Here is a 22261-nt window from a genome sequence, read left to right as displayed (position 1 = left end):
TATTATGCGTCGCGCTTTGCTGTTCGCTTTCGCTTTGCTCGCACTGCCTGCCGCTCATGCCGCAGACCTGCAACCGTTCTCCGCCAGCTACACCGCCGACTGGAAGCAATTGCCCATGAGCGGCACTGCCGAGCGCAGCCTGGCAGCAGGTCCGAACGGAACCTGGACCTTGAATTTCAAGGCTTCCATGATGATTGCCAGCCTGACCGAAATCAGCACGCTGAAGGTCGACAAAGACGTACTGCTGCCGCAAACCTACAACTTCGAGCGTGGCGGCCTGGGCAAGTCCAAGAAGGTTGACCTGGTGTTTGACTGGTCCACCAAGTTCGTGACCGGCACCGATCGCGGCGATGCGGTCAAGCTGCCCCTGAATCGCGGCATCCTCGACAAATCGACTTACCAGCTCGCCCTGCAACACGACGTGGCCGCTGGCAAGAAGAGCATGAGCTACCAGGTGGTTGACGGCGACGAGGTCGACACCTATGACTTCCGCGTGCTGGGCTCGGAAAAGGTCGCGACCAAAGCGGGCCAGGTCGATGCCATCAAGGTTGAGCGCGTGCGCGACCCGACACAAAGCAAGCGCATCACCGTCCTCTGGTTCGCCAAGGATTGGGACTACCTGCTGGTTCGCCTGCAACAGGTCGAAACCGACGGCAAGGAATACAACATCATGCTGCAAGACGGCACGGTGAATGGCAAAGCGGTCAAAGGCAGCTGATTCCTCAGCCCGCCAGCAATGCCAGAACCCCGCTTTTTAGCGGGGTTTTTTGTGGGTGGATACCCGTAATCCGTAGGACCGGCTTTAGCCGGGAGGGCGTAAGGTCTGACGACGCGGCCGCTGCGACTGTACCGGCCTCCTCCCGGCTAAAGCCGGTCCTACGGGTTGCGTGATGAGGATCAAGACAGTGTCTACGGTTTCGAGCGCGCAACGCGTACATGAAAAAACCTTCATTTACCCGCAAATCCCCTGCAACCCAGACAATTCAAGGCCTGCGGCATTTTCCTCATTCTCGCAACAAACCCTTGCCCGTCCTGGCTATTTACTTAGGAACCTAACAAATCCTATAACAGAGTCCTGCGACACATCGCCGCAGCCTCAAGTCAGGAGCCTGAACCATGACCGTACGAGTTACTGAACGCGACGACGCCCATATCTCTCACGAAACCATCGCTGATGGCATTCAGATCTGGGATGTACACCAGCAAGATCAGTTGGTAGGGATGTTTCATGTCGAGTCCGACGCCCAGCGCTACAAGGCTGAGCTCGAAGAGCTGGAAAGCAGACGCAACCAGTAAGACGTACTTTCAGAATCGCATCAAAACAAAACCCGCCAAGTGCGGGTTTTGTTTGTTTGGCATTTACCACATCAGATCATCAGGGATCTTGTAAGCCGCGTACGGATCATCGCCATCGACTTCTTCGGTCGGTTCGCTGAGCAAGACGATACGCCGTGGATCGCGCTCCTGGATCTTCAGCGCCGCTTCCCGGGGAATGACTTCGTAACCGCCGCCGTGATGCACAATGGCCAGCGAGCCGTTGCTGAGCTTGCTGCGCATCAGGCTGTTGACCGACAGACGCTTGACCTTCTTGTCGTCGACGAAGTTGTAATAATCTTCGGTGGTCAACTTCGGCAGGCGCGACACTTCGATCAATTGCTTGATCTGCGCGGCGCGGGCTTTCTGCTCGACCTTCTCCTGCTGCTGGCGATTGAGTTCCTGATCGCGCTTGGCCTTTTCAGCCATGGCTTCCTGGGCGGCACGCTTTTGCGAGTCGTCGATCTCGACCTGACCTTTGTGGGCCAGACGCTGTTCTTTCTGCTTGTCTTTGCCGACCTGCTTGGCCTGCTTTTGGTTGACCAGACCTGCCTTGAGCAACTGGTCGCGAAGGGAAAGGCTCATTGTCTACTCACTTATGCAGATTCAACCGCCTCAGCCACAGCTGGGCGCGTTCTTTTCCTGACGTTTGGCTTCGCCCCAGAGAGCGTCCATTTCTTCGAGGGTGCAATCTTCGATGGGACGATGGGTCTGGCGCAATGCCTGTTCGATAAATCTGAAGCGGCGCTCGAATTTTGTGTTGGCGGCACGCAACGCGTTTTCCGGGTCGACCTTCAAATGGCGGGCCAGATTGACCGCGGCAAACAGCAGGTCACCGACTTCTTCGGCCATCGCCTCGGCATCGTTGCTGGCCATGGCTTCAAGGACTTCATCCAGCTCTTCGCGAACGTTATCCACCACCGGCAGCGCGGCAGGCCAGTCAAAACCAACCCGCGCGGCGCGCTTTTGCAATTTGGCGGCACGCGACAAAGCGGGCAGGACCGCTGGCACGTCATCCAGCAAGGACAACTGCTCAGGGGCTGCGGCTTTATCGGCGCGCTCGTCGGCCTTGATCTCTTCCCAGCGCTGCTTGACCTGCTCCTCACTCAAGCGCGGGGTTTCCAGCGGCGCGTACAAATCGCCGGTCGGGAACACGTGGGGATGGCGGCGGATCAGTTTGCGGGTGATCCCGTCGATCACCCCGGCGAACTCGAAGCGCCCTTCTTCCCGGGCCAGCTGGCTGTAATACACCACCTGAAACAGTAAATCGCCGAGCTCGCCTTTTAAATCATCAAAGTCGCCACGCTCGATGGCGTCGGCCACTTCGTAGGCTTCCTCAAGGGTGTGCGGCACGATGCTGGCGTAATTCTGCTGCACGTCCCACGGGCAACCGAACTGCGGATCACGCAGCCGGGCCATGAGGTGCAGCAGGTCTGGGAGAGAATACATTGATGCGGTTCCAATTCAATTCTGCGAGCTCGCAGCTAAATCCGCTCCCACGGTCGCGTGTGAGATCCGTAGGAGCGGCTTCAGCCGCGAGGGCGGCCGGTCAATATCAAGGCGTCCGATTACGCCGCGTCTCGATAATGTTCGGCAACTGCGATATCCGCCCCAGCAAACGCCCCAATGCATCCAGACCCGGGATCTCGATGGTCAGCGACATCAATGCGGTGTTGTCTTCCTTGTTCGAGCGAGTGTTGACCGCCAGCACGTTGATCCGCTCGTTGAGCAGCACCTGGGAAACGTCGCGCAGCAAACCGGAGCGATCGTAGGCGCGGATGATGATGTCCACCGGATAGGTGAGCACCGGGATCGGTCCCCAGCTGACCTGGATGATCCGTTCCGGCTCGCGGCCGCCCAGTTGCAAAACCGACGCGCAATCCTGGCGGTGAATGCTCACGCCACGGCCCTGGGTGATATAGCCGACGATGGCATCCCCCGGCAGCGGCTGGCAGCAACCGGCCATTTGCGTCATCAGGTTGCCCACGCCCTGAATCTGGATATCGCCACGTTTGCCAGGCTTGTAACCAGTGGCCTTGCGCGGAACCAGCTCGATCTGTTCGTTGCCACGTTCCGGCTCGACCAGTTGCTGCGCCAGGTTGACCAGTTGCGTCAGACGCAGATCACCCGCACCCAGGGCCGCATACATGTCTTCAGCGGTCTTGAGATTAGCTTTTTCCGCCAGCCGGTCGTAGTCCACCGCAGGAAAGGCCAGACGCGCCAGCTCGCGCTCAAGCAGGGTTTTACCTGCCGCGACGTTCTGATCCCGCGCCTGCAATTTGAACCAGTGAACAATCTTGGCCCGCGCCCGTGACGTGGTGATGTAGCCCAGGTTCGAGTTCAGCCAGTCGCGGCTCGGCGTGCCGTGCTTGCTGGTGATGATCTCGACCTGTTCACCGGTCTGCAGGCTGTAGTTGAGCGGCACGATACGGCCGTTGATCTTCGCGCCACGACAGTTATGGCCGATCTCGGTATGCACCCGATACGCGAAGTCCAGCGGGGTCGCGCCCTTGGGCAAGTCGATGGCGTGGCCGTCCGGGGTAAAGACGTAGACACGATCAGGCTCGATATCGACGCGCAGCTGCTCAGCCAGGCCGCCGATGTCACCCAGTTCTTCGTGCCATTCCAGCACCTGACGCAGCCAGGAGATTTTCTCTTCGTAATGATTGGAGCCGGATTTGACGTCGGTGCCTTTATAGCGCCAGTGGGCGCAAACCCCGAGCTCGGCTTCTTCGTGCATCGCGTGGGTGCGAATCTGCACTTCCAGCACCTTGCCTTCCGGCCCGATGACGGCGGTGTGCAGCGAGCGATAGCCGTTTTCCTTGGGGTTGGCGATGTAATCGTCGAACTCCTTGGGAATATGCCGCCACAAGGTATGCACGATACCCAGCGCGGTATAGCAATCGCGCATTTCCGGGACCAGCACACGCACGGCGCGCACGTCGTAGATCTGGCTGAATTCCAGACCTTTGCGCTGCATTTTGCGCCAGATCGAATAGATGTGTTTCGCCCGACCGCTGATGTCGGCGGTAACGCCGGTCGCCAGCAGCTCGTTTTCCAGCTGGCACATCACGTCGCTGATGAAGCGCTCGCGATCGAGACGACGCTCATGCAGCAGCTTGGCGATCTGTTTGTATTGTTCGGGCTCAAGGTAGCGGAAGGACAAATCCTCCAGCTCCCATTTGATATGGCCGATGCCCAGGCGGTGGGCCAGCGGCGCATAGATGTCGAAGACTTCCCGGGCGACGCGGTTGCGTTTTTCGTCGTCGGTATTTTTCACCGCGCGGATGGCGCAGGTCCGTTCAGCGAGCTTGATCAAGGCCACGCGGACATCGTCGACCATGGCCACGAGCATCTTGCGCAGGTTTTCCACCTGCGCCTGACTGCCCAGCACCAAAGATTGACGCGGGCTGAGGCTGGCACTGATAGCGGCCATGCGCAGCACGCCGTCGATCAGTTTGGCAACGGTCGCGCCAAAGCGCTGCTCGACATCGGGCAGCGGAATCTTGCCTTCGCGCACGGCGCGGTACAGCACCGCTGCAACCAGCGAGTCCTGATCGAGCTTGAGGTCGGCGAGGATTTCGGCGATCTCCAGACCGGCCTGGAAACTCGACGTTCCTTCGGCCCAGCGATTCTTTGAAGCGTTGTCCTGCTGCTCGGCGTTGCGGGCAAATTCACAGGCCTCTTTCAAGGCTTGTCGATCCAGAATCAGGTCGACGCTGACCACATGATCCAGCCATGCGTCGAGGTTGATACTGCCGTCTGTGTTTATCGGCTGGTGTGCTCTCACCTGTACCATGTCGCTTACCTTCCCTACGGCGCGATGAATAGCGCCAAAGTCCCTGGCCTTCTTGAGCGAACACTCCTTGCCGGGCAAGCAAGGACTGGCATTCGCGGGCCAGTCGGATTAAACGAGACTCCATGTGAACCGCTGACTCAATTCCCTAAGCCGCTGCTCACTTACTCGCTTCAAATAAAGCCATCGCCTCGACATGAGCTGTCTGTGGAAACATATCGAGGATTCCGGCACGTTTTAATCGGTAGCCCTGTTTGACCAATTCGACAGTGTCGCGCGCCAAAGTTGCCGGGTTACATGACACATAGAGCAACCGTTCGGCACCTAATGCCTTGAGCTTGCGTACCACCTCGAAAGCGCCGTCACGCGGCGGGTCCAAGAGTACCGCAGAAAAGCCCTCTGCGGCCCAGTTCGCGTGTGCCAGCGGCTGGGACAAATCCGCCTGAAAAAAAGCTACATTGTGCAGATCATTACTGATTGCATTGGCCGATGCACGTTCGACCATGGTCGCGACACCTTCGACTGCAACCACTTCCCGGGCCTGTCGGGCCAAGGGCAAGGCAAAATTTCCCAGACCACAAAACAGGTCCAGAACCCGCTCGTCGGACTGGGGTTTGAGCCAGTCCAGCGCCTGCTCGATCATCGCGGTATTGATCGCCGCGTTGACCTGAATGAAGTCCCCCGGCCGGTAAGCCAGGTCCAGATTCCAGGGCTCCAGGCGATAACCCAAAGCCTGTGCAGCGTCCGTCGGTTGCGGATCGCCTTCGCCATGCAGCCAGAGTTGCGCGTCATGGTCTTTGCAGAACGTTTGCAGGGTTGCCAGGTCGGCATCGGCCAGCGGCGCGGTATGGCGCAGCAATACCGCCGTGGAAGATCCACTGAACAGCTCGACATGACCCAGCACCTGCGGTTTGCTGAAGCTTCTCAGCATCGCCGGCAACTGCATCATGATCGGTTGCAAGGCCTGTACCAGCACCGGGCATTCTTCGATGGAAACGATGTCCTGACTGGCCGCGGCACGAAAGCCGACATCCAGGCGTTTGGCCTTGGCATCCCAGCGCACGGCGACCCGAGCGCGTCGGCGGTAGGCGAATTCGGCACCCGTCAACGGGGCCGCCCACTCTTGCGGCTCGACTCCCGCGACACGCTGCAATTGCTCGGCGAGCATGCGCTGTTTCAGGGCGAGCTGTTCGCTGTGGGGCAAATGCTGCACGCTACAGCCACCGCAGCGACCAAAATGCACGCAAGGTGCCGGACGGCGCATGGCGCTGGGCTGGAATACCCGCTCGGTGCGGGCTTCGACGACTTTGCCGTGGGCGTTGAGCACCCGCGCTTCAACTTCTTCACCGGCCAGACTGCCAGCGACGAACCAGGTTCGCCCATCGAGAAACGCGATACCGCGCCCGTCGTTGGACAGACGCTCAATGGTCAGCCGCTGTTTTTTTCCGGTGGGGATCTGCGTCGCCCGAACACCGCCTGCTGGTTGGAAGCGCAGGCCTCTTTCATGTTTGGCCATCAGTTGGGCGCGTCGTAGACGCCGGTCGACAGGTAACGGTCGCCACGGTCACAGATGATCGCGACCATGACCGCATTTTCGACTTCACGCGACAGACGCAACATGCCCGCCACCGCGCCGCCGGAGGACACGCCGCAGAAGATGCCTTCTTCGCGCGCCAGACGACGCATGGTGTCTTCGGCTTCGGCCTGGGCCATATCGACAATGCGATCCACCCGGTCAGCCTGATAGATACGCGGCAGGTATTCTTCCGGCCAGCGACGAATGCCCGGAATCGCGGCGCCTTCCATGGGTTGCAGACCGACGATCTGCACCTGTGGATTTTGCTCTTTCAGGTAACGGGAAACGCCCATGATGGTTCCGGTGGTGCCCATGGAACTGACGAAATGGGTAATGGTGCCGCCGGTCTGCCGCCAGATTTCCGGGCCGGTGCTGGTGTAGTGCGCCTCGGGATTGTCGCCGTTGGCAAACTGATCCAGCACCTTGCCGCGACCTTCGTGCTGCATGCGTTCAGCCAGGTCGCGGGCGCCTTCCATGCCCTCTTCCTTGCTGACCAGAATCAGCTCGGCGCCATAGGCGGTCATCGCCGCCTTGCGCTCGGCGCTGGAATTGTCGGGCATGATCAGAATCATCCGGTAACCCTTGATCGCCGCAGCCATGGCCAGCGCGATACCGGTGTTGCCGGATGTTGCTTCAATCAGGGTATCGCCGGGATGGATCTGCCCGCGCAGTTCAGCGCGGGTAATCATCGACAGCGCTGGACGGTCTTTCACGGACCCGGCCGGATTATTACCCTCCAGCTTGAGCAGAAGAATATTACTGGTATCACCCGCCATACGTTGCAGACGCACAAGCGGGGTGTTGCCGACGCAATCGGCAATGGTTGGGTACTGCAGGGTCATGGCGTATTCGCAATCCAGACTGCGGGGGCGCCTATCATAACGGCAAACGCCAAAACCCCATATCACGCAAAGTGCGGGGGTTATCGCTAAAAGGAATAACGCGCTATGCCGCGCCGCTATTCGCTGGAGCGACGCCTGCTGTAGGACCGGCTTTAGCCGGGAGGGTAATTTAGGATCTCGCGACTAAAGTCGCTCCTACGGTCGCTGCTACGGTCGCTGCTACGGCCGGTTCGCGGGCAAGCCTCGCTCCAACGAGAATCGGGCTTGTGATTCGCTTTTCCATGCGGAGATTTGGCAGACACCGCCAAACGCGCGTCGGCGCGTCGCCCCACCGCGACACCGGAGCGAAGGAACCCGACGAAGTCGGGCCGGACGTCAGCGCAGAATGGTTTCCTCGGTCTATACACAAAGGGGTCGACCGTCAGGGCGAAACCAGATTCAGCCGCACCGCAAATGCTGTTGTTGCCACCCGATTTAAAATGCCACTCAGCCAAAAATCGTTGCTTCAAGCCTTAGCCAACAACCGCATCCTCAACCGCAACCCACCCTCGATGTTCTCCGCCCACAACATCCCGCCCTGCAAGGCCAGGGAGTTGCGGGCGATGCTCAGACCGAGGCCGAAGCCGCCGTTGCCGGGGCGGGAGCCGTCCAGGCGGGTGAATGGCGCAAAGATTCGCTCCAGCTCGCCCTCGTCGACCCCACCGCCCTGATCGTCGAGCCACAGTTGCCAGAACTCCCCGTCACGCGTGCCGCTCAGGCGCACTACGCCTTGCGGCGGTGAATGGCGAATGGCATTGCGCAGAATATTTTCCAGCGCCTGGGCCAGGGTATTGAGATGACCCCGAACCCAGCAATCGGCGTCCAGATCGCACTGCAACTGCGCAGCGGGCCAACCGCTTTCGAAACAGGCGTTCTCGGCGAGCATTTCCCAGAGCGCCAGCACCTGAATGTCTTCCTTGGGCAGTTGCTGGCGCTCGGTGTCGAGCCAGGCCAGTTGCAGGGAGTCATCCACCAGACGCTGCATGCCGTCCACCTCGCGGCTCAGTCGCCCGCGCAAATCGACGAGGCTTTGCTCGCTCTCGCAGGCCACTCGCAAGCGGCTCAAGGGCGTGCGCAATTCGTGGGACATGTCGCGCAACAATTGCTGCTGGACGATGACGGTGCTGTGCAGGCGTTCGGCCATTTGATCGAAGGCGCGGCTCAATTCACCGAGTTCGTCCTGACGATTGGTCATCTGGCGAGACAAGCGCTGCGCCAGTTGATCGGCATGCCAGGCGTTGGCCTGGGCGCGCAGGTGATTGAGCGGCTGAATCAGCAATCGATACAACCCCACGCACAGCAACAGGGTGAAGACCCCGGGAATCACGCCGTTGGTCAGCACTCGCCAGAGCACCACGTAACGACCCGGCACGAAGCGTTTGGGCAACTCGATGACCAGGCTGCCCGCAGTGGGGTCCATGGGGAACGGGATTTTCAGCCAGGGCGTGGTCCGCGAGCGACTGCTGATGGGCCAGTCGAGCCCGCGCAGAAAGGTCATGTGCTGGCTGTCGATTTCGCTCAGCGGATAGCTGCTCAACGATTGCAGATCAGCGCCGATCACCCCGACCCAGCCGCTTTCGCTGCGACCGATCTGCTGCAGCCAGGCGTCGACACCCGCTTGCTGCCCGGTGACCCAGGCGCGTTCAGCCTCGGCGGCGTAATCGGTCAGGGTGTAGCGTGCCTCGTCGGACAGGTACGCGTTGCGCTTTTCGGCGTAACGCCCCCAGGTCAGGCTCAGCCAGATCATCAACAGGCAAAAGCCGACCAGCAGAAACGCCAGCTTCCAGAACAGCGAATGCTTGCCCGGCAGACGGGAAAAGGACTCAATCATCGGCTTGCGCAGCAGTCAGCACATACCCTTTGCCCCATACCGTGTGCACCTGTCGTTCCAGATAGCCGATGCCCTTGAGCTTGCGGCGGATCTGGCTGACGTGCATGTCCAGGCTGCGATCATGCTGGGCATAACCGCGCTGCAACACATGCTGATAAAGGAAGGGCTTGCTCAGCACCTCTTCGGGATTACGCCACAGGGTTTCCAGCAGACGATATTCACTGCGGGTAAGATCGCCGCGACGTTGCTCGAAGCTGACATCGCACAGCGCCTCGTCGAACACCAGCTCGCGGCTGCCCTGCCCCGGCAATTTCACCGGCGCGGGCGCATGGCGGCGTTCCAGCGCCACCCGACGCAGGATCGCTTCGATGCGCACCCGCAACTCGGCCATGCTGAACGGTTTGGGCAGGTAATCGTCGGCGCCGTTGCGAAACCCGGTAATGCGATCGGTTTCCGCGCCGAGTGCCGACATCAGAATCACCGGCAAGCTATGGCTGCGGCGCAGATGGGTCAGGATCTCCAGCCCGCTCATGCCCGGCAGCAGGATATCCATCAGCACGACGTCAAATGGCTGGCTTTGCGCCTGGACCAGTCCCTGGCTGCCGTTCTGCTGCCAGGTCACCTGAAAACCGCACCGGCCCAACTGTTCATGCACATAAGCGCCGAGCACCGGGTCGTCTTCTATCACCAGGATGCTGGGGAGGTGGATGGGTTCGGGATTCATTATCTTTCGCGACTCATTCTCGATCGCCGATTATTCAAGATTGACCGGGGATGAGCAAGCAGGCTGAGTGTTGTTGACGTATGGCAGGTCCATGCCTGACACGCAGCGCTGTAAGATGCCGGGGGTTGCAGGCGCTCAAAATCGCTACACTGCGTAAATATTGGCCTGCGCCGATGCCGAACCGAGTCTGGACATCCTGGCCTGCTGGAGAAAGAGCGTGCTGAACAAGCTGGGCATCAAAGGCCGCGTATTGCTGCTGACCATTCTGCCCGCCAGCCTCATGGCGGCGGTACTGGGCGGCTATTTTACCTGGATGCAGCTCCATGACCTGCAGAACCAGTTGCTGCAGCGCGGGGAAATGATTTCCGAGGAACTGGCGCCACTGGCCGCACCGGCGCTGGATCGCAACGACAAGGTTTTGCTGGAGCGCATCGCTGTTCAGACCCTGGAACAGACCGATGTGCGTTCGGTTTCATTCCTCAGCCCGGAACGCGTGATCCTCGCCCATGCCGGGCCCAGCATGATCAACGAAGCCCCCATCGGCAGCGCCACGCACCTGCTGCAACGCTCGGGCAACGACGCGACGCGCTATCTGTTGCCGGTGTTTGGCCGCCAACGTCACCTGACCGGCGCCATGGTGCCCGAAGAAGCCGATCGCCTGCTGGGTTGGGTTGAGCTGGAACTGTCCCACACCGGCACCTTGTTGCGCGGCTATCGCAGCATGTTTGCCAGCTTGTTGCTGATCGCTGCCGGCCTGGCGCTGACTGCCATGCTCGCGTTGCGCATCAGCCGCACGATCAACGTGCCGATCAGCCGTATCAAGCAGGCCGTCGCCCAGCTCAAGGACGGCAATCTGGAAACCCGCCTGCCGCCATTGGGCAGTCTGGAACTGGACGAATTGGCCTCGGGCATCAACCGCATGGCGGCCACCTTGCAGAATGCCCAGGAAGAACTGCAACACAGCATCGACCAGGCGACCGAGGATGTCCGGCAGAATCTGGAAACCATCGAAATCCAGAACATCGAGCTGGATCTGGCCCGTAAGGAAGCCCTTGAGGCCAGCCGCATCAAGTCCGAATTCCTCGCCAACATGAGCCATGAAATTCGCACGCCGCTCAATGGCATTCTCGGTTTCACCCACCTGTTGCAGAAAAGCGAGCTGACCCCGCGCCAGTTCGATTATCTGGGCACCATCGAAAAATCCGCCGACAGCCTGTTGAGCATCATCAACGAGATTCTCGATTTCTCGAAGATCGAAGCCGGCAAGCTGGTGCTCGACAATGTGCCGTTCAATCTGCGCGACCTGCTGCAAGACACCTTGACCATCCTCGCCCCGGCCGCTCACGCCAAACAGCTTGAGCTGGTGAGTCTGGTGTATCGCGATACGCCGCTGTCGTTGCTGGGCGACCCGTTACGACTCAAGCAGATCATGACCAATCTGGTCAGCAACGCCATCAAGTTCACCCGCGAGGGCACCATCGTCGCCCGCGCCATGGTCGAAGACGAAACCGAAGACAGCGCGCAGCTGCGCATCAGCGTGCAGGACACCGGCATCGGTCTTTCCAGCCAGGATGTGCGGGCGCTGTTCCAGGCGTTCAGTCAGGCGGACAACTCGCTGTCGCGGCAACCCGGCGGCACTGGTCTGGGACTGGTGATTTCCAAACGCCTGATCGAGCAGATGGGCGGCGAGATCGGCGTGGACAGCACGCCAGGCGAAGGCTCGGAATTCTGGATCAGCCTCAATCTGCCCAAGGCACGGGACGATATTGAAGACCTGCCAGCGCTGCCGTTGCTGGGCTTGCGCGTCGCGGTCCTGGAACACCACGACCTTGCGCGCCAGGCGCTGGAGCACCAACTGGAAGACTGCGGCCTGGACACGCTGGTGTTCAACAACCTGGAAAACCTGCTCAATGGCGTGACCGCCGCACACCAGACTCCGGCAGCCATCAGCCTCGCGGTGCTGGGCATCACCGCCCACGAACTGCCGCCGGAGCGCCTGCGCCAGCACATCTGGGACCTGGAAAACCTCGGCTGCAAAGTCCTGGTGCTGTGCCCGACCACCGAACAGGCGCTGTTTCAGTTGTCGGTACCGGATATCTATACCCAACTGCAGGCCAAACCGGTCTGCACGCGCAAGCTTCGCCGCACGCTGTCCGAACTGATCATGCCCAAGGTCATCCGCAGCGATACCGTCGAACCGCTGTCCAGCCGACCGCCGCGTTTGCTGTGCGTGGACGACAACCCGGCGAATCTGTTGCTGGTGCAGACGCTGCTAGAAGACATGGGCGCAGAAGTCGTGGCCGTCGACAGTGGTTATGCCGCGTTGCAAGCGGTGCAGGCCGACACCTTTGATCTGGTGCTGATGGACGTGCAGATGCCGGGAATGGACGGTCGCCAGGCCACCGAAGCCATTCGCGCCTGGGAAGTCGAGCGCCAGAGTTCGTCACTGCCGATTGTCGCCCTCACGGCTCACGCCATGGCCAACGAGAAGCGCGCCCTGCTGCAAAGCGGCATGGACGATTACCTGACCAAGCCCATCAGCGAGCGGCAACTGGCCCAAGTGGTGCTCAAATGGACCGGGCTGGCACTGCGCAATCAGGTGCCGGAGCCGCGCGCCGAGAAAGCCCGAGGCAGCGCCGATCTGGACGTGCTTGATAATGAAGAAGGCCTGCGCCTGGCCGCCGGCAAGCCTGATCTGGCAGCCGACATGCTGGCCATGCTGCTGGCCTCTCTGGAAAGCGACCGCGAAGCGATCCGCACGGCACGGGAAACCGATGACCATGCCGGCCTGATCGAACGGGTTCACCGCCTGCATGGCGCGACGCGATACTGCGGAGTTCCGCAATTACGTGCCGCATGTCAACGCAGCGAAACCTTGCTCAAGCAAAATGCCCCGGAAGTCCACGAGGCGCTCGACAACCTGGAGAAAGCCATTAACCGCCTGACCATCGAAGCGCGGGTGAGTGTTTGAAGGCGCGCTGCCGGGATCAATGGGGTCTTCGCGAGCAAGCTCGCTCCCACAAACCAAGGAACTCTCCAACCTCATGCACACCCTGATTTTCAGCAGCCAGACCTACGACCGCGAAAGCTTTCTCGCCGCGAAACTGCCCGCCGACCTGAAACTGCACTTTCAGCCGGCGCGCCTGACGCTGGAAACCGCCGCGCTGGCAGACAAGCATTCGGTGGTGTGTGCGTTCATCAACGATGATCTGAGCGCGCCGGTGCTGGAGCGTCTGGCCGAGGGCGGCACAAAACTGATTGCCTTGCGCTCGGCGGGGTACAACCACGTCGATCTGGCTACCGCGCAGAAGCTGGGGATCAGCGTGGTGCGCGTGCCAGCTTACTCGCCCCACGCCGTCGCCGAGCATGCCGTCGCGTTGATTCTGGCGCTCAATCGTCACCTGCACCGCGCGTACAACCGCACCCGGGAAGGGGATTTCAGCCTGCACGGGCTGACCGGATTCGATCTGGTCGGCAAGACGGTGGGGGTCGTCGGCACCGGGCAGATCGGCGCGACGTTCGCAAAAATCATGGCCGGTTTCGGCTGCAAGCTGCTGGCCTACGATCCGTACCCCAATGCGCAGGTCCAGGAGCTGGGTGCCGAATACGTGAGCCTGCCGCACCTGCTGGCCCAGGCGCAGATCATCAGCCTGCATTGCCCGCTGACCGAGCAGACTCGGCACCTTATAAATGAAACGTCGCTGGCGACCCTGCAAACCGGGGCGATGCTGATCAATACCGGACGCGGCGCGCTGGTCGACACCCCGGCATTGATCGAGTCGCTGAAGAGCGGGCAACTGGGTTATCTGGGGCTCGACGTCTATGAAGAAGAAGCGTTGCTGTTCTTTGAAGACCGCTCCGACCTGCCGTTGCAGGACGATGTCCTGGCGCGTTTGCTGACCTTCCCCAACGTGATCATTACCGCTCATCAGGCGTTTCTGACTCAGGAAGCGCTAGGCGCCATCGCGCAGACCACGCTGGACAACATCGCCGCCTGGGCCGGTGGCGCTGCGCAGAATCTGGTGGTCGGTTAACAGGGACAGCGCGCCTCAAACGCATGTTAGGATGCGCGCAATTTGGAGGACCCCATGGCCGAACACGATTTTCGCTACAGCATGCTCAACCCGCAACACACCCTGACCGAGTGCCGCACCCTGGCACCCGGGCGCTATCAAGTCACCGGTAACGGCGGCTCGATTCATGACAACGATCAGTTGTTGGTGACCATCAAGGGCAGCAAAACCCTGCACATGCGCCTGACTGTCGCCAAAGTCCGGCACTTGATCAACCCGCCCGGTCAGTGGATTGCCGTGGCCAGCGGTCCGGTGTTCGACGAACTGGCGATCCATCAGTGGAAGGTCAACTGCGACAGTTGCGCCACCGTGCTGGATTTCGAGTTCATGGTTGACGCCAAACAGGGTGTCTCGGCGCAAAAACCGGCTGCCGCTGCACGCATTGCCGAGCTGGGCTGGAAAACCGTTGGCGAAAAGCATTTTTGCAAGAAGTGTCAGGAGAAAGCCGCATGAAACAGCTGGCTTTGCTGGGGCTGATTGGCGGCGCGTTGCTGGTCGGCTGTGCGGCTCAGCCGCTGCCCATCAAACAGGATCAAAGCTATGTGCTGGAATGGATCGGTGAACGCCCGCTGATCGACAGCAGCCATTTGACCATGACCCTCGGCGCGGACGGTCGCGCCTACGGCACGGGCGGCTGCAACCATTGGTTCGCGTCCTACACCCTGGACGAAAAAAGCATCAACTTCGGCCCGGTCGGCAGCACCCGCAAACTCTGCCCGCCAGCCTTGATGGAACAGGAACAGCGTTTCCTGCAGGCATTGGACAAAGTCCAGCGCTGGGACATCTCACCCATCGACCAACTGCGCCTGTGGCCCGCCGAAGGCAAGCCGCTGCGGTTCTGGGAAGAGAGCTGATTGAGATATCGTAGGACCGGCTTCAGCCGGGAGGGCGCAAGGTCTGACGACGCAACTGTTGTGAATGTACCCGACGCCTCCCGGCTGAAGCCGGTCCTACGGGATAGGAACGACGACACTCACAGGATGGCGTTGGAGCTACCCTTCCCCACGCAACGCCTTCAACCGCTGGGTAATACCCGCTGAGGTTTGTTCGCCGAGCAGTTGCTCACGCATTTTGCCTTTGTCGTCGATGATGTACGTCACCGGCAATGCTTCGCTGGGCGGCAGGTCATAGCGTTCGGCGGGGTCCTGGGCCAGGACCGTGAACTTGATCCCCAACGCGTTGGTGGCCGTTTTCAGGTCTTCGCCTTGCAGGTTGTCGAAATTGACCCCCAGCACGCTGACCTGTTGGTCCTTGAGCTGCTCGGACAAGGCATTGAGTTCCGGGATTTCCGTGCGGCACGGACCGCACCATTCGGCCCAGTAGTTGATGACCAGCCAATGCTTGTCGATGCGATTGCTCGCCACTTTCTGGCCATTCTGGTCCAGGCCCAGATCCGCGCCGCAGCCGCCCAGCACCAGGCTGCCGACAATCATCGCTATTGCTGCCAAACGCCTTGCCATGTTTTCCCCCACTGCCTTCGAATCAGAGCCAAACCTGCGACCGATCACCACCCCATGTTCAGCCGGTGCCATCACACGGGTAGAATAGCCGCCACCTTACGCAAGATGCGACCTGCAAATGACCGATCTGACGCTTTATCACAACCCGCGCTGTTCCAAATCCCGCGGCGCGCTGGAACTGCTGCAAGCCCGCGGCCTGAGCCCGACCATCCTGCTGTATCTCGAAACCCCGCCCGACGCCGCGCAACTGCGTGAGCTGCTGGCCAAGCTGGGCATCGGCGCCCGGCAGTTGCTGCGCACCGGCGAGGACGACTACAAAATCCTCAATCTTGCGGATAAAAGCCTCAGCGACGACGATTTGATCGCGGCGATGGCGGCGCATCCAAAACTGATCGAGCGACCGATCCTGGTCGCCGGCGACAAGGCGGCAATCGGCCGTCCACCGGAAAACATCCTGGAGATTCTGCCGTGAGTGCGCCTTACATTCTGGTGCTGTTCTACAGCCGCAATGGCTCGACCAGCGAAATGGCGCGGCAGATCGGGCGTGGCATCGAAGCCGGCGGCATGGAAGCGCGGCTGCGCACCGTGCCGGCGATTTCCACCGAATGCGAAGCCGTGGCGCCGAGCATCCCGGAAAGCGGCGCGTTGTACGCAACGCTCGACGATTTGAAAAACTGCTCCGGCCTGGCGCTGGGCAGCCCGACGCGCTTTGGCAACATGGCCGCGCCGCTCAAGTATTTCCTCGATGGCACCAGCAACCTGTGGCTGACCGGCGCACTGGTCGGCAAACCCGCCAGCGTGTTCACCTCCACCGCCAGCCTGCACGGCGGTCAGGAAACCACGCTGATGTCGATGTTGCTGCCCCTGCTGCATCACGGCATGTTGATCACCGGTCTGCCTTACAGCGAGTCGGCGTTGGTAGAAACCAGCGGCGGCGGCACGCCTTACGGCGCCAGCCATCACGCCGGTGCCGACGGCAAACGTCCGCTGGACAAGCACGAAACCGAACTGTGTCGCGCGTTGGGCCAACGCCTGGCGAAAACCGCACAGTTGCTGGAGCCGTCTCGTGGCTAAACAGCCCAAAGTCTTGCCGACGCTGGAATGGCTTGCGCCCAGAGTACGAATCAGCCGGGTCATCAGCCTGATTTGCTTTCTGGGTTTGATCACCCTGCTGAGCGTGTATTACCTGTTCGTCGCCGACCTGCACGGCGCGCGGCCCTGGGTCATCCTGATCATCGAGCTGGTGCCCTTGCTGCTGCTCGCCCCCGGCATGCTCGTCGGCAACACGCGCAGCCATTCCTGGACCTGCTTCGTGGTCAATCTGTACTTCATCAAGGGCGCGCTGGCGGCTTACGATCCCAATCGCTCGGTGTTCGGCGTGCTGGAAATGCTCGCCAGCGTGGCGGTGTTCACCAGCGCGTTGCTGTACGTGCGCTGGCGTTTTCAATACAACCGCAAACTTGCGGGTGAAGGTTCGGTCTGAGGTTTACCCAGACCCGTGCGTTGGAGCATGAATGCAAGACTACAAATGGCTGAATGAGTATTGCCTGAACCGTTTCGGCTCAGCGAAAGCCCTGGAAGCACACCTGCCGACACCCAAGACCGCCAGACAGCTGCAAGCCATCAGCGTCGACCGCTACCTGTCGACCATGGCGCTGCGGGTGTTTCGTGCCGGTTTGAAGCACAGTCTGGTGGATTCGAAATGGCCAGCATTCGAAGAAGTCTTCTACCGCTTCGATCCGGAAAAGGTCGTTCTGATGGGCGCCGACCATCTGGAACGCCTGATGCAGGATGCGCGGATCATTCGCCACCTGGGCAAGCTCAAGAGCGTGCCGCGTAACGCGCAGCTGATTCTCGACATCGAGCAGGAACATGGCAGCTTCGGCCAGTTCATCGCGCAATGGCCGGTGGATGACATCACCGGGCTGTGGCAATACATCGCCAAACATGGCAACCAGATGGGCGGGCTTTCCACGCCGCGTTTCCTGCGCATGGTCGGCAAAGACACGTTCATCCCCACCTGGGACGTGGTCGCCGCCTTGAACGCGCAGAAAATCGTCGACAAGGTGCCGACCAGCAAACGCGATCAAGCCATCGTCCAGCAAGTGTTCAATCAGTGGCACAGCGAAAGCGGTCGGCCGTTGTGCCAGCTTTCGGCGATGCTGGCGTTTACCGTCAACCACTGATTTTTTCACCCGGACTTGGTAGAGAAGCGCTCGCCAGCGCGCGCTTCGTATACCATATCCGCCAGTCAATCCAACATGAGTCATCTGCGTGCCCCTTCTTCTGCCTGACGCTCCCAACCTCGGTGTCGCCCCTTCGGCGTCCGAAGTGATTGCCAAACACCTGCGCGACGCCATTATTTCCGGGCATTTCGCTGAGGATGAGCCTATTCGTCAGGACGACATCGCCAAGGTCTTCAACGTCAGCAAGATCCCGGTGCGCGAAGCCTTGAAACGCCTGGAAGCCGAAGGGCTGGTGCAGTTCCAACGCAACAAGGGCGCAGTGGTGACGCGGATTTCCGAGCCGGAGCTGGCGCAGATTTTCGAAGTCCGGGTGCTGCTGGAAGTGCAGGCGATTCGCCTGGCAGTGCCAAAAATGACCCAGGATCACATCAACCGGGCGCTGGCCATCTGCGATGAGTTCATGACCGACGACAACGTCGGACGCTGGGCAGAACTCAACTGGGCATTTCACACGTGCCTGTACGAAGCCGCCGAGCGGCCGTTCCTGCTCAACCTGATTCGCTCGATCCACGACAAGGTCGAACGCTACCTGCGCCTGCAAATGAGCTTTGCCGAAGGCAAGCTGCGCGCCGATCAGGAACACCGGGAGATTCTTCAGGCCTGTGCTGATCGCGACGTAGACAAAGCCGCCGAACTGATCGATCACCACATCATCGGCGTGTGCCGCGAGCTGTACGCGCACCTGCCCAACGAGTCGATCCGCGAAGTGTGAGGCTGTGCCGATTTCGTCATCGGCACAGGTGAAATCCTTCAAGACCGGCGATACCGTCAGCGTCACTCTGTAGTCGTCTCTCAACGGCAGGTGACCCGATGAAACGCATCCGCATCCTCGACTCTCACACCGGCGGCGAACCCACGCGACTGGTGCTGGAAGGCTTTCCCGAGCTGGGCACCGGCAGCATGGCCGAGCGCCGACAGATTCTGGCTGAACAACACGATGACTGGCGCGCCGCAACCGTGCTGGAACCGCGCGGCAGCGACGTGCTGGTCGGCGCGCTACTCTGCGAGCCGGTTGATCCCGAGGCCTGTGCCGGGGTGATTTTCTTCAACAACAGCGGCTATCTGGGCATGTGCGGCCACGGCACCATCGGGCTGGTGGTGTCGCTCGCGCATTTGGGGCGGATCAGCGCGGGTGTGCATCGCATCGAAACCCCGGTGGGCACGGTCGAAGCCACGCTGCATGAGGATGGTTCGGTCAGCGTGCAGAACGTGCCGTCGTATCGCTATCGCCAAGCCGTGAGCGTTGAAGTGCCCGGCATTGGCAGCGTCGTCGGTGACATCGCCTGGGGCGGCAACTGGTTTTTCCTGATTGCCGAACACGGTCTGAGCATCAGCAGCGACAATCTCGACGCCCTCACGGCCTATACCTGGGCGGTGCGTCAGGCCCTGGAATCCCAGCGCATCCTCGGCGAAGACGGCGGCGAAATCGATCACATCGAGTTGTTCGCCGACGACGCCCACGCCGACAGCCGCAACTTCGTGCTGTGCCCCGGCAAAGCCTATGACCGCTCGCCCTGCGGCACCGGCACCAGCGCCAAACTGGCGTGTCTGGCGGCCGATGGCAAACTCGCGCCGGGGCAGATCTGGCGCCAGGCCAGCGTGATCGGCAGCCAGTTCGAAGGCTTCTATGAATGGCAAGGCGAGCGCGTGGTGCCGACCATTCGTGGCCGCGCGCACATCAGCGCTGAAGCGACGTTATTGATAGACAACGACGATCCGTTCGCCTGGGGCATTCGCCCGTGAAGGCGGAGCGGGCAGCCGATGTAATCATCATTGGCGGCGGAATCATCGGCGCGGCCTGCGCCGATGAACTCGCTGGGCAGGGCCTTGACGTGCTGGTGCTCGACTGCAATCGACCTGCCGCGACTGCAGCCGGCATGGGCCATCTGGTGGTGCTGGACGACAATCGCGACGAACTGGCCCTCAGCGAATATTCGGTGCGTGCCTGGCGCGAACTCGCCCCGCAGTTGCCGGAAGATTGCGCCATGCGCACCAATGGCACGCTGTGGCTGGCCTGCAACGAAGAAGAAATGGACGCTGCCCGCGCCAAACAGCAGACCTTGCAGGATTACGGCATGGACTGCGAGCTGCTCGGCGCACACGCCGTTGCCGACGCGGAACCGGCGTTGCGCAGCGGCCTGCAGGGCGCCTTGCAAGTCAGTGGCGACGGGATTCTCTACGCGCCGAATGCCGCGCGCTGGCTGCTGCAACGGCATGGGCCGCGTATCCGCCAACGCACGGCGCAAGTCACCGAGGTGCAAGGCAATCGGCTGCGCCTTGCCGACGGCCAATGGCTGAGTGCTACAGCGGTGGTGCTCGCCAACGGCATCTACGCCAGCGAGTTATGCCCGGAGCTGCCGCTGCACGGCAAAAAAGGTCACTTGCTGATTACTGATCGCTATCCGATCCAGATCCGCCACACGCTGGTGGAACTGGGGTATGTCACCAGCGCTCATAACGCGACCGGCCCTTCCGTGGCGTTCAACGTGCAGCAGCGGCCCACCGGTCAGCTGTTCGTCGGCTCCTCCCGGCAATTCGATAATCAGGACGCCGAGGTCGAAGGCTGGATGCTCGGCCGCATGCTGCGTCGGGCCGGTGAATTCCTGCCGGGTCTGGGCCAGATGACGGCGATTCGCAGCTGGACCGGCTTTCGCGCCGCGACGCCGGACGGTCTGCCGCTGATTGGCGAACATCCGCGCCAGCCCGGCCTGTGGCTGGCGGTCGGCCATGAAGGCTTGGGCGTGACCACTGCGCCCGGCACTGCGCGGCTGCTGGCCGCACAACTATTGCGCACACCTGCGCCGCTGCCGATTGACGCTTATCTGCCGCAACGTTTCATTGGAGCCGCCGCCCATGCCTGAATTGAGTATTGATGGCCGCCTGCTTGAGGTCCTTCCCGGGACAACCGTCGCCGCAGCGCTGGACCAGATCGGCGATGCGTGCAGTCGCACCTCGGTGAGCGGTGAGCGACGTGCGCCGTTGTGCGGCATGGGGATTTGTCAGGAATGCAGAGTCGACATCGACGGCAAACGCCGATTGGCGTGTCAGACGCTGTGCCGCGACGGTATGAATGTGGAGACACGGCCATGAACGAATCAGTCGATCTACTGATCATCGGCGCGGGCCCAGCGGGACTGGCGGCTGCATTGGCCGCAGCGCCCAGCGGCGCGCGCATCGCATTGATCGACGACAACCCGCTGCCCGGCGGACAAATCTGGCGCGATGGCCCACAAGCAGACATTCCCGCCCAGGCCCGATCCATGCGGGATGAGTTGCAGGCCTTTGCCAACATCAGCCTGCACAGCGCCTGCAAAGTCATCGCCCGTGGCGGTGCTCGGCAGTTACTGGTGGAAAACGCCGAGCGCGGCTGGCTGATCAGCTACGAAAAACTGATCCTGTGCACCGGCGCCCGCGAACTGCTGTTGCCCTTTCCCGGCTGGACCTTGCCGGGCGTTACCGGGGCCGGTGGCCTGCAAGCCTTGATCAAAGGCGGCCTGGCGGTGAAGGAACAGCGCGTGGTGATCGCCGGCAGCGGGCCGTTGTTACTGGCGAGCGCGGCGACCGCCAAGGTCAAGGGTGCGCAGGTAATCCGCATTGCCGAGCAGGCTTCGCTGACTGCGCTGGCCGGGTTCGCAGCGAGTCTCTGGCGATGGCCGAACAAGGCCTGGCAGGCGTTCGGGCTGTTTGACGGGCACTATCGCGCGGGCAGCCACGTGATCGCCGCACTGGGCACCCATCATCTGGAAGGCGTGCGCATCCAGAGCGGCAAACGTATCGAAGAAATCCCCTGTGAGCGTCTGGCCTGCGGCTTCGGTTTAGTACCGAACGTCGAATTGGGTCAAGCCTTGGGCTGCCAGGTGGCTGAACGTGCCATCGTCGTGGATCAATGGCAGGCGACCAGTCTGGAGGATCATTACGCAGCCGGGGAATGCACCGGTTTTGGTGGCAGTGAACTGGCACTGGTTGAGGGTCGCATTGCCGGTTTGGCGGCCATGGGTTGGCAGCAGCAAGCGCAAGCGCTGTGGCCGCAACGCCAGCGTTGGCAGGGTTTTGCCGATGCATTGCGACGCCGGTTTGCCCTTGCTCCCGCAATCAAAAACCTCGCTGAGCCGCAGACCCTGGTGTGCCGCTGTGAGGACGTTTCCTACGCCGAGCTGGCACAACATTCCGACTGGAAACACGCCAAACTCGCCACCCGCTGCGGCATGGGCGCGTGTCAGGGCCGCATCTGCTCCACCGCCACGCAAACCCTGTTCGGCTGGGAACCGCCAGCAACCCGCCCGCCGTTCAGCCCGGCGCGGGTGGAGACGTTGATGGAACTTGATTGAAATACGGGGCACTGTAGGACCGGCGTCAGCCG

General features: G+C 61.2%; 23 protein-coding genes. 15 read left to right on the top strand and 8 right to left on the bottom strand.

Annotated elements, in window-relative coordinates:
* Positions 1-4: 4 nt before the first annotated feature.
* Together CFII64_RS02230 and CFII64_RS02225 are read left to right on the top strand one after the other, a co-directional pair.
* A complete protein-coding gene (locus CFII64_RS02230; protein WP_020289125.1) occupies positions 5-718 on the top strand; it encodes a DUF3108 domain-containing protein in 714 nt (237 codons plus the stop codon).
* Between the two features lie 398 nt (positions 719-1116).
* Complete coding sequence (locus CFII64_RS02225; protein WP_020289123.1) at positions 1117-1296, top strand: hypothetical protein; 180 nt, start codon at positions 1117-1119, stop codon at positions 1294-1296.
* A gap of 63 nt (positions 1297-1359) precedes the next feature.
* Here CFII64_RS02225 and CFII64_RS02220 read toward each other — a convergent pair whose 3' ends face one another.
* The 7 genes from CFII64_RS02220 to CFII64_RS02190 all read right to left on the bottom strand — a co-directional run bounded on the left by CFII64_RS02220 (position 1360) and on the right by CFII64_RS02190 (position 10122).
* Entirely contained in the window at positions 1360-1899 is a 540-nt protein-coding gene (locus CFII64_RS02220; protein WP_020289122.1) for a DUF2058 domain-containing protein, read from the bottom strand.
* A gap of 30 nt (positions 1900-1929) precedes the next feature.
* Complete coding sequence (gene mazG / locus CFII64_RS02215) at positions 1930-2763, bottom strand: nucleoside triphosphate pyrophosphohydrolase (protein ID WP_020289121.1); 834 nt, start codon at positions 2761-2763, stop codon at positions 1930-1932.
* 106 nt (positions 2764-2869) lie between these two features.
* The gene (relA, locus tag CFII64_RS02210; RefSeq protein WP_020289120.1) at positions 2870-5113 is read right to left on the bottom strand and encodes a GTP diphosphokinase; all 2244 of its coding nucleotides are present in this window, start codon (positions 5111-5113) and stop codon (positions 2870-2872) included.
* A 157-nt stretch (positions 5114-5270) separates the two neighbouring features.
* On the bottom strand, positions 5271-6626 hold the full coding sequence (gene rlmD / locus CFII64_RS02205) for a 23S rRNA (uracil(1939)-C(5))-methyltransferase RlmD (protein WP_020289119.1): 1356 nt from the start codon (positions 6624-6626) through the stop codon (positions 5271-5273).
* Positions 6626-7528 (bottom strand): cysteine synthase CysM, encoded by a 903-nt coding sequence (gene cysM / locus CFII64_RS02200; RefSeq protein ID WP_020289118.1) that lies wholly within the window; start codon positions 7526-7528, stop codon positions 6626-6628. The genes rlmD and cysM overlap by 1 nt, the downstream gene beginning before the upstream one ends.
* A gap of 505 nt (positions 7529-8033) precedes the next feature.
* Entirely contained in the window at positions 8034-9398 is a 1365-nt protein-coding gene (locus CFII64_RS02195; protein ID WP_020289117.1) for a sensor histidine kinase, read from the bottom strand.
* The gene (locus CFII64_RS02190; RefSeq protein ID WP_020289116.1) at positions 9391-10122 is read right to left on the bottom strand and encodes a response regulator transcription factor; all 732 of its coding nucleotides are present in this window, start codon (positions 10120-10122) and stop codon (positions 9391-9393) included. Before CFII64_RS02190 ends, CFII64_RS02195 begins: the two co-directional genes overlap by 8 nt.
* Before the next feature lie 217 nt (positions 10123-10339).
* On the opposite strand from CFII64_RS02190, the gene CFII64_RS02185 reads away from it, so the two are divergent.
* The 4 genes from CFII64_RS02185 (at position 10340) to CFII64_RS02170 (ending at position 15049) form a co-directional block, all read left to right on the top strand.
* The gene (locus CFII64_RS02185) at positions 10340-13093 is read left to right on the top strand and encodes a response regulator (protein WP_020289115.1); all 2754 of its coding nucleotides are present in this window, start codon (positions 10340-10342) and stop codon (positions 13091-13093) included.
* 73 nt (positions 13094-13166) lie between these two features.
* Positions 13167-14156, top strand: a complete 990-nt coding sequence (locus tag CFII64_RS02180; RefSeq protein ID WP_020289114.1) for a 2-hydroxyacid dehydrogenase — start codon at positions 13167-13169, stop codon at positions 14154-14156.
* Between the two features lie 54 nt (positions 14157-14210).
* The gene (locus CFII64_RS02175) at positions 14211-14648 is read left to right on the top strand and encodes a hypothetical protein (protein ID WP_020289113.1); all 438 of its coding nucleotides are present in this window, start codon (positions 14211-14213) and stop codon (positions 14646-14648) included.
* The gene (locus tag CFII64_RS02170) at positions 14645-15049 is read left to right on the top strand and encodes an META domain-containing protein (protein ID WP_020289112.1); all 405 of its coding nucleotides are present in this window, start codon (positions 14645-14647) and stop codon (positions 15047-15049) included. Before CFII64_RS02175 ends, CFII64_RS02170 begins: the two co-directional genes overlap by 4 nt.
* A 138-nt stretch (positions 15050-15187) precedes the next feature.
* On the opposite strand, the gene CFII64_RS02165 is transcribed toward CFII64_RS02170, so the two are convergent.
* Positions 15188-15655, bottom strand: a complete 468-nt coding sequence (locus CFII64_RS02165) for a TlpA disulfide reductase family protein (RefSeq protein ID WP_044901116.1) — start codon at positions 15653-15655, stop codon at positions 15188-15190.
* A gap of 118 nt (positions 15656-15773) precedes the next feature.
* Between CFII64_RS02165 and arsC the strand changes: the two genes are divergently transcribed.
* The 9 genes from arsC to CFII64_RS02120 all read left to right on the top strand — a co-directional run bounded on the left by arsC (position 15774) and on the right by CFII64_RS02120 (position 22229).
* Entirely contained in the window at positions 15774-16127 is a 354-nt protein-coding gene (arsC, locus tag CFII64_RS02160; RefSeq protein WP_020289110.1) for an arsenate reductase (glutaredoxin), read from the top strand.
* Entirely contained in the window at positions 16124-16729 is a 606-nt protein-coding gene (gene wrbA, locus CFII64_RS02155; protein WP_020289109.1) for an NAD(P)H:quinone oxidoreductase, read from the top strand. Before arsC ends, wrbA begins: the two co-directional genes overlap by 4 nt.
* A complete protein-coding gene (locus CFII64_RS02150; RefSeq protein WP_020289108.1) occupies positions 16722-17138 on the top strand; it encodes a DUF2069 domain-containing protein in 417 nt (138 codons plus the stop codon). Before wrbA ends, CFII64_RS02150 begins: the two co-directional genes overlap by 8 nt.
* 31 nt (positions 17139-17169) lie before the next feature.
* Positions 17170-17841: a DNA-3-methyladenine glycosylase I gene (locus CFII64_RS02145; protein WP_020289107.1), complete on the top strand. Its 672-nt coding sequence runs from the start codon at positions 17170-17172 to the stop codon at positions 17839-17841.
* Between the two features lie 100 nt (positions 17842-17941).
* Positions 17942-18613, top strand: coding sequence for a GntR family transcriptional regulator (locus CFII64_RS02140; protein ID WP_044901115.1), 672 nt, complete (start codon positions 17942-17944; stop codon positions 18611-18613).
* Positions 18614-18711: 98 nt separating this feature from the next.
* Complete coding sequence (locus CFII64_RS02135) at positions 18712-19644, top strand: 4-hydroxyproline epimerase (RefSeq protein ID WP_020289105.1); 933 nt, start codon at positions 18712-18714, stop codon at positions 19642-19644.
* On the top strand, positions 19641-20762 hold the full coding sequence (locus CFII64_RS02130) for an FAD-binding oxidoreductase (RefSeq protein WP_020289104.1): 1122 nt from the start codon (positions 19641-19643) through the stop codon (positions 20760-20762). The genes CFII64_RS02135 and CFII64_RS02130 overlap by 4 nt, the downstream gene beginning before the upstream one ends.
* A complete protein-coding gene (locus CFII64_RS02125) occupies positions 20755-20991 on the top strand; it encodes a (2Fe-2S)-binding protein (RefSeq protein ID WP_020289103.1) in 237 nt (78 codons plus the stop codon). The genes CFII64_RS02130 and CFII64_RS02125 overlap by 8 nt, the downstream gene beginning before the upstream one ends.
* The gene (locus CFII64_RS02120; RefSeq protein ID WP_020289102.1) at positions 20988-22229 is read left to right on the top strand and encodes an FAD/NAD(P)-binding oxidoreductase; all 1242 of its coding nucleotides are present in this window, start codon (positions 20988-20990) and stop codon (positions 22227-22229) included. Before CFII64_RS02125 ends, CFII64_RS02120 begins: the two co-directional genes overlap by 4 nt.
* Positions 22230-22261: the final 32 nt, after the last annotated feature.

Origin of the sequence: Pseudomonas sp. CFII64 (assembly GCF_000416235.1) — a bacterium.
In the GTDB taxonomy this organism is placed as follows: domain Bacteria; phylum Pseudomonadota; class Gammaproteobacteria; order Pseudomonadales; family Pseudomonadaceae; genus Aquipseudomonas.
Note: the sequence above shows the minus strand (reverse complement) of the source record. Positions and strands in the feature narration are given on the sequence as shown.

Excerpts from the sequence above, each read along its gene's own strand:
- CFII64_RS02230 (WP_020289125.1), top strand. The coding sequence starts at position 5 with ATGCGTCGCGCTTTGCTGTTCGCTTTCGCTTTGCTCGCACTGCCTGCC.
- CFII64_RS02225 (WP_020289123.1), top strand. The coding sequence starts at position 1,117 with ATGACCGTACGAGTTACTGAACGCGACGACGCCCATATCTCTCACGAA.
- CFII64_RS02220 (WP_020289122.1), bottom strand. The coding sequence starts at position 1,899 with ATGAGCCTTTCCCTTCGCGACCAGTTGCTCAAGGCAGGTCTGGTCAAC.
- mazG (WP_020289121.1), bottom strand. The coding sequence starts at position 2,763 with ATGTATTCTCTCCCAGACCTGCTGCACCTCATGGCCCGGCTGCGTGAT.
- relA (WP_020289120.1), bottom strand. The coding sequence starts at position 5,113 with ATGGTACAGGTGAGAGCACACCAGCCGATAAACACAGACGGCAGTATC.
- rlmD (WP_020289119.1), bottom strand. The coding sequence starts at position 6,626 with ATGGCCAAACATGAAAGAGGCCTGCGCTTCCAACCAGCAGGCGGTGTT.
- cysM (WP_020289118.1), bottom strand. The coding sequence starts at position 7,528 with ATGACCCTGCAGTACCCAACCATTGCCGATTGCGTCGGCAACACCCCG.
- CFII64_RS02195 (WP_020289117.1), bottom strand. The coding sequence starts at position 9,398 with ATGATTGAGTCCTTTTCCCGTCTGCCGGGCAAGCATTCGCTGTTCTGG.
- CFII64_RS02190 (WP_020289116.1), bottom strand. The coding sequence starts at position 10,122 with ATGAATCCCGAACCCATCCACCTCCCCAGCATCCTGGTGATAGAAGAC.
- CFII64_RS02180 (WP_020289114.1), top strand. The coding sequence starts at position 13,167 with ATGCACACCCTGATTTTCAGCAGCCAGACCTACGACCGCGAAAGCTTT.
- CFII64_RS02175 (WP_020289113.1), top strand. The coding sequence starts at position 14,211 with ATGGCCGAACACGATTTTCGCTACAGCATGCTCAACCCGCAACACACC.
- CFII64_RS02170 (WP_020289112.1), top strand. The coding sequence starts at position 14,645 with ATGAAACAGCTGGCTTTGCTGGGGCTGATTGGCGGCGCGTTGCTGGTC.
- CFII64_RS02165 (WP_044901116.1), bottom strand. The coding sequence starts at position 15,655 with ATGGCAAGGCGTTTGGCAGCAATAGCGATGATTGTCGGCAGCCTGGTG.
- arsC (WP_020289110.1), top strand. The coding sequence starts at position 15,774 with ATGACCGATCTGACGCTTTATCACAACCCGCGCTGTTCCAAATCCCGC.
- CFII64_RS02145 (WP_020289107.1), top strand. The coding sequence starts at position 17,170 with ATGCAAGACTACAAATGGCTGAATGAGTATTGCCTGAACCGTTTCGGC.
- CFII64_RS02135 (WP_020289105.1), top strand. The coding sequence starts at position 18,712 with ATGAAACGCATCCGCATCCTCGACTCTCACACCGGCGGCGAACCCACG.
- CFII64_RS02125 (WP_020289103.1), top strand. The coding sequence starts at position 20,755 with ATGCCTGAATTGAGTATTGATGGCCGCCTGCTTGAGGTCCTTCCCGGG.
- CFII64_RS02120 (WP_020289102.1), top strand. The coding sequence starts at position 20,988 with ATGAACGAATCAGTCGATCTACTGATCATCGGCGCGGGCCCAGCGGGA.